At 51.6% G+C, this 9,992-nt stretch carries 8 protein-coding genes; 7 read left to right on the top strand and 1 reads right to left on the bottom strand.

Annotation, left to right across the window (positions count from 1 at the left end):
* Positions 1-1,509: radical SAM protein (locus VFG09_13795; protein ID HET6516229.1), on the top strand; the 1,509-nt coding region annotated here is incomplete at its 5' end.
* 252 nt (positions 1,510-1,761) lie between these two features.
* Positions 1,762-2,214, top strand: coding sequence for a hypothetical protein (locus tag VFG09_13790; GenBank protein ID HET6516228.1), 453 nt, complete (start codon positions 1,762-1,764; stop codon positions 2,212-2,214).
* 189 nt (positions 2,215-2,403) lie between these two features.
* Here the strand turns inward: VFG09_13790 and mqnE are convergent, their stop codons facing one another.
* Complete coding sequence (mqnE, locus tag VFG09_13785; GenBank protein HET6516227.1) at positions 2,404-3,489, bottom strand: aminofutalosine synthase MqnE; 1,086 nt, start codon at positions 3,487-3,489, stop codon at positions 2,404-2,406.
* Positions 3,490-3,627: 138 nt separating this feature from the next.
* Between mqnE and VFG09_13780 the strand changes: the two genes are divergently transcribed.
* The 5 genes from VFG09_13780 to VFG09_13760 all read left to right on the top strand — a co-directional run bounded on the left by VFG09_13780 (position 3,628) and on the right by VFG09_13760 (position 9,790).
* Positions 3,628-4,014 (top strand): cbb3-type cytochrome c oxidase subunit I, encoded by a 387-nt coding sequence (locus VFG09_13780; GenBank protein ID HET6516226.1) that lies wholly within the window; start codon positions 3,628-3,630, stop codon positions 4,012-4,014.
* A 349-nt stretch (positions 4,015-4,363) separates the two neighbouring features.
* Positions 4,364-5,674, top strand: a complete 1,311-nt coding sequence (locus VFG09_13775) for a SagB/ThcOx family dehydrogenase (GenBank protein HET6516225.1) — start codon at positions 4,364-4,366, stop codon at positions 5,672-5,674.
* 168 nt (positions 5,675-5,842) lie between these two features.
* Positions 5,843-6,070 (top strand): hypothetical protein, encoded by a 228-nt coding sequence (locus tag VFG09_13770; GenBank protein HET6516224.1) that lies wholly within the window; start codon positions 5,843-5,845, stop codon positions 6,068-6,070.
* Positions 6,048-9,008 (top strand): L-glutamate gamma-semialdehyde dehydrogenase, encoded by a 2,961-nt coding sequence (pruA, locus tag VFG09_13765; protein ID HET6516223.1) that lies wholly within the window; start codon positions 6,048-6,050, stop codon positions 9,006-9,008. The genes VFG09_13770 and pruA overlap by 23 nt, the downstream gene beginning before the upstream one ends.
* Positions 9,005-9,790 (top strand): PhzF family phenazine biosynthesis protein, encoded by a 786-nt coding sequence (locus tag VFG09_13760; protein ID HET6516222.1) that lies wholly within the window; start codon positions 9,005-9,007, stop codon positions 9,788-9,790. Before pruA ends, VFG09_13760 begins: the two co-directional genes overlap by 4 nt.
* The last annotated feature ends 202 nt before the right edge of the window (positions 9,791-9,992 follow it).

Below are 9,992 nucleotides of genomic sequence, written 5' to 3'. Positions count from 1 at the left end.
GTTGCAAAGCCCTCCGAGCCCCCGGCCGGCATCTCGAAGCTTTCGGGAGCCTTGCTTTCATACGGAGTGAAGCACAGGATCCTCGATGCCAATATCGAGGGGCTTCTCCATCTCCTTCAGCATCCCCACGCGGTGAAGGCTACGGCGGCGGACAGATGGACTTCGCGGGCACTCCGGGATCGTTTCAGAAACCTTGAATCTTTGAGAGACTGGCGCAGCTATCGTGTTCCTGACCGGTACAAAAGGATGGTCCACGACCTCAATCGCGTCCTGAGAAGTTCAGGTGTCGGGACCTGCAGAGCCGGCCTTGCGAATTATGAAGACCGGGAGCTTTCTCCCCTGCGGAGTGCTGATCTTGTCAGGGCCGCTGAAAATCCTGAGGGCAACCTTTTTTATCCCTATTTTGAAAAGAGGCTTACGGGGATTCTCGAAAAGGAAAAGCCGTCAATAGTCGGCTTCTCTCTGAACTTCCTGAGCCAGGCGCTCTGCGCCTTCTCGATGATCGGTTTCTTGAGATCGAGGCGGCCTGAGTTGACGATAATTCTCGGAGGCGGACTTGTCACCTCATGGATGAAGAGACCGGGCTGGAAAGATCCCTTCCAGGGTCTCGTGGACCGCCTCGTTGCGGGGCCTGGAGAAATTCCCTTGCTTTCCCTTGCCGGGATCGATAGAGCACCGTGCAGCCATGTTACGCCGGTCTATGACAGCCTGCCCTTGGATCACTACCTCTCGCCCGGATTGATTGTTCCCTATAGCGGGTCACGTGGCTGCTCCTGGCGGAGATGTTCCTTCTGCCCTGAAAGGGCCGAGAGGAATGCCTATGTACCGGTGCAGACTGACAGCGTCCTGGCCGACCTCCAGGCGATCGTTAAAAGATCAAAGCCCGTTCTTGTTCATCTCCTCGATAACGCAATCAGCACGGAACTGTTAAGGGCACTTTCGGGCAGCCCCCTCAATGCTCCCTGGTATGGTTTTGTCAGGATCACTCCTTCTCTAACTGATATCGATTTCTGCAAGGCCCTCAAAGCATCGGGCTGCGTGATGCTCAAACTGGGACTGGAATCCGGGGACCAGGCTGTGCTTGATGAGTTGCAGAAGGGGATCGAGCTTGGGACCGCATCTCTTGCCCTTAAAACCCTGAAGAAGGCGGGGATCGCTACCTATGTTTATCTTCTTTTTGGCACGCCGCCGGAAGCCTCGCCATCGGCTCGTAAGACCCTTGAGTTTACCGCACGACATAGTGACGACATCGATTTCCTTAATGTCGCGATCTTCAATATGCCTCTTTTCGGTCCGGAAACGCACACGTTTAAGACGCGAACGTTTTATGAAGGAGACCTCTCGCTCTACACGGAATTCTCTCATCCAAAGGAGTGGAACAGGAGAAGGGTAAGGCGCTTCCTCAATACTGAATTCAGGAGAGACCGCGCCATTTCAGCGATTCTGAAAAGAGACCCTGTGCTTTTTACTTCGAACCACGCGCCCTTTTTTGTGATGGCCCGTACGTGATGGTTGGGACATCCTTCTTGCAGATAACCCAATACCCACAGAGGGCTACGCTCTTGCCAAGAAGCGGAAGTCGGTGCCTGGTGAGACAAGGAAGAACAATGCAAGCTAAGGAATTCTGTGATATGCTGAAAAACAGGGAGGCGTCTCAACAAGAGGGTATGTATTATGAATAACCCACTGCGAAATCTTCTGCTTATATTCATTGGTGCTGCCTGTCTTCTGACCTCTTCTTCCTGCGCTACCGGGAGGTATTTGAGAACAGGGGTCGCGAAGGATACTGAGGTAACGGGAACGTATACGCTCATACTCTACGGTGGCAGATACAGCAGCGATCTTGAGAACGTCGCAATACTCGACAAAGAGGAAGACCCCTATGTCTTTGAGGTCTATGCCCCTGATTTTGATTACCAGACAAAGAGCAATGTCCCCGGACCTGAGGCGCTTGAGGAGGCAGAGAATTTTGTTAAATTCCATCGATCCTTTCACCAATCCCAGGTGAGTAGGATTATCGGACCCTCAGGCGATACGATCGGCTACGAAGTGAGGCCGCTCTATTATCCTTTAGACGTTGGATATGCCGATGTCCTTGACATTCGTTACAGAGTCACCGATGGCAAAGTAATTGTCTCTATAAGTCTGAAAGACGAAGTGAAGAGGTCCCTATCCGGAGATGACAGGCCTCTTCTTTTCAGACTGCGGAGGTGAAAAGTATTAGGGTTAATTGTATTGACCTTAGCGTTGCAAGCGATGGTAAGGCAGGCATGGATTGAAGCCTTGAAGATGCGATGAGTTTCTGCCGGCCAATATTCCCGACTCTTGCCTTCGAAGTGGAAGCCAGGTCCTCAAAGTTGATGGACTATCCGGATTAAGGGTGAGAAGGGTGACGGAGGAGATTTATCGTCTGCTGCGCGAGAAAGGGATAACGGGATGGTAAAAGGCGTCCCTCTCGACAGGGACTTTTCCGGCCTTCTTTATTAGGGTGATAAGCTCTTTCTTTGTTAACCCTTCACCACTCATTGCGCCTGCTGAATGGGTTATCTTCTCTTCGATGATTGTCCCGTCGAGATCGTCCGCACCAAAGAGCAGCGAGAGCTGTGCTATCTTTTCCCCGAGCATGATCCAGTAGGCCTTAATGTGCAGGAAGTTATCGAGAAAGAGCCTGCTGATGGCGATCGTCTTGAGGTCATCGATCCCCGAGGTGTAGAAACCGCCTATTTCGGTGTTCCTTGGATGATATGCCAGGGGGATGAAGGCCTGAAAGCCTCTCGTAGCATCCTGAAGGTCCCGCAGCCGTGTCAAATGGTCAACCCTGTCTTCATATCGCTCTATATGGCCATAGAGCATGGTCGCGTTTGTCGGTATCCCGCAGAGATGGGCAGCCTTGTGGATCTCGAGCCATCTCTTCCCCGATATCTTTTCAGGGCAGAGCCTTTTCCTCATCCTCTCTGCAAAGATCTCGGCCCCTCCGCCCGGCATGGCTTCAAGACCGCTCTCCTTCAGTCTCTCAAGGACCTCTTTAATGGAAAGGCCGCTTATTTTTGAGAAGTGGTCGATCTCGACTGCGGTGAAGCCCTTGATATGGATATGCGGAAAGGAGTTCTTGACAGCGGAGACCATCTCAAGGTAATGATCGAAAGACCAGTCAGGATGGAGCCCGCCGACAATGTGGACTTCTCTGAAGGCTGTTTTCGATCCTTCTGTTTCAAGCCTCTTCAGTATGTCACTTATGGAGAGTTCAAAGGCTCCTGCTTCACCCTTTGAACGGCTGAAGGCGCAGAAGCGGCATCTGTTGATACAGATGTTCGTTGGGTTGATATGCCTGTTTACGACAAAATATGCAACATTGCCGTGCTCCTTGCCGGCAACATGAGAGGCCAATTTTCCGAGGGCGAAGAGATCGTCGGTCTCGAAGAGGGCGAGGGCGTCATCTGCCGAGAGCCTCCTCCCTGAGAAGACTTTCTTGCTGATCGTATCAAGCACTCTTCATTATAAACCGAAACCCCTCTTTGCTGAAAGGGCAGATCAAACAATTCTTGCCTTATGACGGGAATCATAGCTGATCTAACGGTTTTCGGTATAATCTGGATAGATGACAGTATCACATAAGGAGGAGCCTCTATGGACAGATTCGTTAAGAACTTTATTGTCATGAGTATCGTCTATCTCGCAATCGCCTCGGTCTTGGGAATATGTATGCTCGCCAACCCGCCGTTAATGCATCTGAAGTTTGTTCATTCCCATCTCAATATGCTCGGCTGGGTCTCGATGATGATCTTCGGTGTCGGCTATCACATCCTGCCGAGATTCGCCGGAAAACCCTTGAAGAGTCCGAAGATGGGAGAGGTGCAGTTCTGGCTCGCGAATATCGGCCTGGTAGGAATGCTGGTATTCTACGTCCTCGAAAACACCGCACTCTCTTCTGCCTTTGGCGTTGTAGAGGCGTTCTCGATATTCCTCTTCTTCTACAACATGCTCGGGACGTTACTTGCCAAGCCCGCGGTATGATCCGTGTGCAGGGCGTGACTTATCGAATCCCGGGAATTAGCGGTATAATAAAGGCCACAAGAGGAAACTGACTCAGAAACTAACGGCCTCAGTCGATTTTGAGACTGCGAGCGGCGTATTTTCTGTCACCAGAGCAGGTGAATTGCTATCTATGGATTTCCCTGCCAGAGTGCCTGAGCCGACAGAAAAGGCCGATACTCCAATCCTTTCAGGGCTAGGCTTCTTTTGGTGTTTATTGTTTTCTCGTTTTTTTGTTTGGTGCATTCGCACTCGTTTTCAATTGGACCAAAGTTACACCGACGGGAAGAATAAGTTTGTTTTGATTTAAGCGGGAATGCCAGGAGGCCGGATGACCGATGAGGCGAGGGTCGTGATTCGTTATCATGAGAGGACAAAACATCATCCGCATCGCTACGCGGCTTCTCCGGGGTTTCTCGACTGGGCCAACGAACCGAATCCGTTCAGGAGATACGAAGAGACTCCACTGTTGGACCTTCCCCTTGGTGAAGATGACGGCGAAGTGGACTATCGGGGTTTATACGACAGGCGAAAGAACATTTTCAGGCCCTTTTCTCTTGAAAACATAGCGAAGTTCCTCGAACTCTCGATGGGACTTTCGGCTTGGAAATCCTATGGGGGAAGTTCATGGGCACTGCGTATGAACCCGTCGAGCGGTAACCTCCATCCCACAGAAGCTCATCTCGTTCTGCCTCCGATGCCGGAGAATAGTCGAGGAGGGGTGTTTCACTACAGTCCCTTCTTCCACGCCCTTGAGCAGCGGGCGGTACTAGGGGAGGGGGTATGGTCCGGGATCAGAAGACATCTCGGTATGGACGGCTTTTTCGTGGGGCTGAGCAGCATCTATTGGAGGGAATCATGGAAATACGGTGAGAGGGCATTCAGATACTGCATGCACGACGTGGGGCATGCTATAGCCTGCCTGAGCTTTTCCGCGAACCTCCTCGGGTGGAAAGCCACGTATCTCAATGCACTCTCCAACGGAGATTTAGAGATCATGCTTGGTTTCGCCGGGGTGAAATGGAAGCGGTTTGAAGAGGAGAAGCCGGATCTCCTCCTCTTCATTCACGATTTTGAAAGAGATGTTCCAAGGGACTTGCCCCACGAGATAATCGAATCCTTTCGGTCCCTCTCTTTTGTTGGCGAACCGAACAGGCTGAGCAAAGATCATAGGGAGTGGCTGGCTATAGAGGAAGTCTCTTCAATGACGGTTAAACCGAAAACGGCAGAGATGAGATACCGTTTCGGAGATCACCTATTCTTGGGACATGAAACGCCGTCTATGGATGCCGCAAAGATAATCCGGCAGAGGAGGAGCGCTCCGGGCTTTGACGGAAAGACTCACATCACGAAAGAGGATTTCTTTTCGATGCTCGACAGGACCATCCCGAGAAGCAGCAGCGCCCCCTTCGATTCAGAATTGTTTGAGACATCGGTCCATCTCCTCCTCTTTGTCCATCGGGTGTCGGCCCTGGACCAAGGGCTCTATTTTCTGGTCAGGGAGGAGAAAGATTTAGGAGAGATAAAGAAGAGATGTCATGACCATTTTCTGTGGAAGAGAGTCGAGGATGCGCCCAAACATCTCAGTCTCTATCTCCTCAAGAAAGGCGATTTCAGATCAGAAGGCGCCGTTGCCGGCTGACACCAGGATATCGCGGGGGACGGCGTCTTCTCACTGGCGATGATAGCGCGATTCAGAGAAAACATAGAAGACCATCCCTTTTTATACAGGCATCTCCATTGGGAGGCAGGTACAGTCGGCCAGGTACTGTATCTTGAATCTGAGGCACGTGGTGTAAGGGGGACAGGGATGGGATGCTTTTTCGATGACGTCACCCATTTGATCCTTGGGTTCAATGACAATGCCTTCCAGGACATCTACCATTTCTCCGTCGGAAGACATGTCGAGGATAGAAGGCTTACGACCCTACCTCCCTATTATCATCTCAAAAAGGGAAAGCTTAAGACCATGACAGAGAAGGACTTTGAACATCGCGGAAAGGGGACGTTCAGCTATGACGGATCTCAGCCTGCTTGAGGAAAGGATAGGGAAGATAGGCCTGAGGATTTACGCGGAGGTCAAAGGCGAGACCCCTTCCATCTTCGAGAGGAAGAGGTGGCTCGGCCGTATCATGGAATTGGCGATGAAGGATGAGTCGTTCAAGATCGCGCTCTTCAAGTTTATCGACGTCCTTCCCTCTCTAAAGACCGGTGAACTTGTGGTGCGTCTGCTCGCAGAATATTTTTCTGAAGAGGCCGGTGTCCCCATCATCATAAGGCGCGGTCTTGAGCGTATTTCGTCAAAGAGAGTACTGCCTTTCGTCGTCGGTAGGGTGATGAAGACTGCTGTCGAAACCCTTGCGAGGCAGTTCATCGCGGGGAGGGACCTAGAGGATGCGTCGCGGTCCCTTGACCTATTGAGAGATGAAGAGGTCGTGCCGAGTATTGCCCTTCTTGGTGAGGTGGTGGTGAGCGAAAGAGAGGCAAGAGATTATGCTGAGAGGTATTTGGGACTCCTCGATTTTCTCTCTCTAAAAGGTGGTAGAGACTGGGTGTCCCGATCCGGAGGTCTGAATGAACATCCTCGCTCTGACATTTCGCTCAAGATATCATCCTTCTATTCCCAACTCGACCCCATGGACTGGCAGGGCTCGATAGAAGGTGTGAAAGCCCGTCTGAGGCCGGTATTTGAAAAGGCTGAAGAGACAGGAACTGCAGTCACCTTTGATATGGAGCATTACTATTACAAGGACGTCACCATCGCGATCTTCCGGAGCATCGTCGAACAGTTCAGAGAATTTTCGGATGCAGGGATAGCGATACAGGCCTACCTGAGAGATGCGAGGGAAGACCTCATAAACATAATAGAATGGGCAAAGGAGAAGAAGAGAAGGATAACAATACGACTCGTGAAGGGGGCGTACTGGGACCATGAGGTCGTGGTGAACGGGCAGAGGGGATGGCCTTTGCCGGTATTCCTCGACAAGGAAGAGACGGAGCTGAACTTCGAGGAACTCACGAGGCTCGTCCTCGAGAATTCTCAATTCGTACGGCCTGCCATCGCGTCCCATAACATCCGTTCCATCAGCCACGCCATCGCCTTTGCCGAATCTCTCGGCCTCCCGAAGGAGTCCTTCGAGTTCCAGATGCTTTACGGAACCGCAGAATCTGTGAGAAAGGTTTTGCGGCGCATGGATTATAGGGTGAAGGTCTATGCGCCTGTCGGCGAGCTCATCCCCGGCATGGCCTATCTCGTTCGGCGACTCCTCGAAAATACTTCGGACGAGTCATTCCTTAGGAGATCATTCTTTGAGCGCGAGTCCTTCGAGGAAATGATGAAGCCGCCCCTTCCCAAAGAGTCCGTCAAGGAAGGTATCCGCCCGGGTTTCAGGAACGAGCCGACCCTGGATTTTTCGAGGGCGATAAACAGAGAGATGATGAGGGAGGCGTTGAGCAATATAAAGGGAGAGTTCAACAGACACTACCCTCTTCTTCTCAGAGACAGGGAGGTGCGCACCGAGAGAGAGATGCCTTCCCTGAACCCGGCCCGGCCTGACGAGGTTGTGGGCATCGTATCCTCTGCATCGAGAAAGGAGGCGGAAGAGGCCATCGAAGAGGCAAGAAACGCATCCGAGACCTGGAGAAAGGTCTCTCCTGAAGAGCGCGCCCGTATTCTCTTCAGGGCTGCCGAGGAGATGAGGAAGAGGAGGTTCGAGCTCTCTGCCCTCGAGGTATACGAGGCAGGAAAGACTTGGAAGGATGCAGACGGGGACATCACAGAGGCGATAGACTATCTCGAATATTACGGCAGGGAGATGACAAAATCATGGGCGCCGAGACCGCTCGGCGATTACCCTGGAGAAGAGAATGAATATCTCTATGAACCGAGGGGCATAGGCGTCGTCATATCCCCGTGGAACTTCCCACTCGCTATCGCGGCAGGCATGGTCTCGGCAGCGGTTGTTTCAGGGAACTGCGTGATCTTCAAACCATCGGGACTTACTCCTGTTACAGCGTGGAGGCTTGTCGAGGTATTCAAGAACGCCGGACTCCCCGGAGGTGTTCTCCAGTATCTGCCGGGACCGGGCGAAGAAGTGGGAGAGTACCTCGTTTCGCATCCGGCAATAGACTTCATAGCTTTTACCGGTTCGAAGGACGTGGGATTGAGGATCATTACTCTTGCAGGTGAGACCCATGCAGGCCAGCGGAACGTAAAGAGAGTGATTGCGGAGATGGGCGGGAAGAACGCGATCATCGTCGACGAGACTGCAGATCTCGACGAGGCGGTGAAGGGTGTGCTTGAATCGGCCCTCGTCTATCAGGGTCAGAAATGTTCTGCCTGTTCCCGTGCGGTCGTTGTGGGAGATGTCTTCGATGAATTCTGCCTCAGGCTCAGGGAGGCGATGGAGAGCATAAAGATAGGACCTCCTGAGGAACCGGGAATTTATATGGGACCCGTAATTGACAAAGGGGCGCTCGGTAAGGTGGAGAGGTATATCGAGATCGCAAAGGATGAGGGAAGGGCCCTCCTTGTCAGAAGGTCGGAAGGACAAGGTTATTTTATCGGGCCTGCTGTCTTTACTGAGGTGAAGCCGCATTCGCGGATCGCTCAGGAGGAGATTTTCGGCCCTCTCCTTGCTGTGATGAGGGCGGGGGATATCGATGAGGCGATAGGCGTCGCGAACAGCACGTCCTATGCGCTCACAGGCGGCATCTTTTCGAGGAGCCCCCGCAATATCAGGAAGGCAAAGGCCGAATTCAGGGTCGGCAACCTCTACATCAACCGGAAGATAACAGGCGCTCTCGTGGGAAGGCAACCCTTCGGCGGCTTCGGCATGTCTGGAGTCGGAGCAAAGGCAGGAGGGCCCGACTATCTTCTTCAATTCATGAACCCGAAGAGTATCAGTGAAAATACCCTGAGGAGAGGATTTGCGCAGATTAAGGGAAATAGACAGACGGATACGGCGAGACTATGAAGATACCATTTTACCAAGTAGATGCATTTTCAAGAAGGATCTTCGGCGGCAATCCGGCCGCTGTATGCCTCTTGGAATCATGGCTTGATGATAACGTGCTTCAATCTATTGCGGCAGAGAATAATCTGTCTGAAACAGCATTTCTGATACAAAGATCAAAAGAACGATATGCTCTCAGGTGGTTCACCCCTGCAGTCGAGATTGACCTTTGCGGCCACGCCACGATTGCAAGCGCGTTTGTCATTTTTTCCTTTATCAATAACTCGCTGTCTTCCGTCGATTTTGAGACTGCAAGCGGCCCGTTGTCTGTCACCAGAGCAGGCGAATTACTTTCCCTGGATCTCTCGGCCAGAAAGCCTCAACGGACAGAAACGTCTCCTATCATATCTCAAGCCCTGGGAGCAGAGCCTTTGGACGTTCTGAAATCCAGAGACCTCCTGATCGTTTTCAGGGATGAGCCTACAATAAGGGAGATGAATCCCGATCTTGATACATTGAAACAAATCCGCGATGTTTTTGGAGTTATTGTAACAGCACGAGGCGAGAAGTCGGATTTTGTCTCAAGGTTTTTTGCACCAAATGCCGGTATCCCCGAAGACCCCGTGGCGGGCTCAGCTCATTGCACACTAACTCCTTACTGGGCTGATCGTCTCAAGAAGACTCATCTTCATGCTTTTCAGTTTTCCAAACGCGGAGGTGAACTATTCTGCGAGAACGCAGGAGATCGTGTCAGAATATCGGGGAATGCTGTTCTCTATGCCAAAGGAGAATTATATTTATAGAGCCTTTAACCCGACTTTCGCCGATGGATCTCCCATGTCTCATAAGTAATTGGAATTGCACTTCAATTTAGCCATTGAATTGCATACCTAATGATATCCAGCCTCGTATAGCGTCTGAAAGAGCATAAAATAAGGCCAAGTGCATTTTTCTCTTGACAATGTTGTACCTATTATGTATACTTGTGGTATGGCATATCTTGTC

The organism is Thermodesulfovibrionales bacterium (assembly GCA_035686305.1).
Classification (GTDB): Bacteria; Nitrospirota; Thermodesulfovibrionia; order Thermodesulfovibrionales; family UBA9159; genus DASRZP01.
Note: the sequence above shows the minus strand (reverse complement) of the source record. Positions and strands in the feature narration are given on the sequence as shown.